The sequence below is a fragment of the Streptomyces sp. SID12501 genome, from assembly GCF_010550245.1.
Classification (GTDB): Bacteria; Actinomycetota; Actinomycetes; order Streptomycetales; family Streptomycetaceae; genus Streptomyces.
In genome coordinates this window covers 1-405 of sequence record NZ_JAAGLU010000925.1, presented here as the reverse complement: position 1 = coordinate 405, position 405 = coordinate 1, and the positions used below count along the sequence as shown (strand labels likewise).

Annotated in this window: 1 protein-coding gene; it reads left to right on the top strand. The window is 75.8% G+C overall.

The window, feature by feature from the left end; genetic code table 11:
- Positions 1-405, top strand: a 405-nt coding sequence (locus tag G3I71_RS49165; protein ID WP_164325491.1) for a S1 family peptidase, incomplete at both ends; no start/stop codon positions are given.

The window sequence follows — 405 nt, the reverse complement described above, 5'->3', positions numbered from 1 at the left end:
ACGCAGGCGCTCGGCACGTCGTACGCCGGCCCGTGGGTCGACCCCGCCGCCGGCACCGTGCACGTCGCCACGACCACGCCCGACAAGGTGCGCGGCCCCATGGCGTCCGGCGTCACCACCGTCGCCGTGGACCGCACGCTCGCCGACCTCGAGGGGCTCGGCGCACGCCTCGACGCCGCCGGCCTGCCCGCCGACGTCGCGACCTGGTACGTCGACGTCACCACCAACAAGGTCGTCGTCGAGGCCGTGGGCGCGTCCACCGACGCGGCGGCCGGGCTCGTCGCCGCGGCGGGCGTCCCCGCCGACGCCGTCACCCTCACCACCTCGCCCGACGCGCCGTCGACGTTCGCCGACGTCATCGGCGGCAACGCGTACTACATCAACCAGACGTCGCGCTGCTCGGTC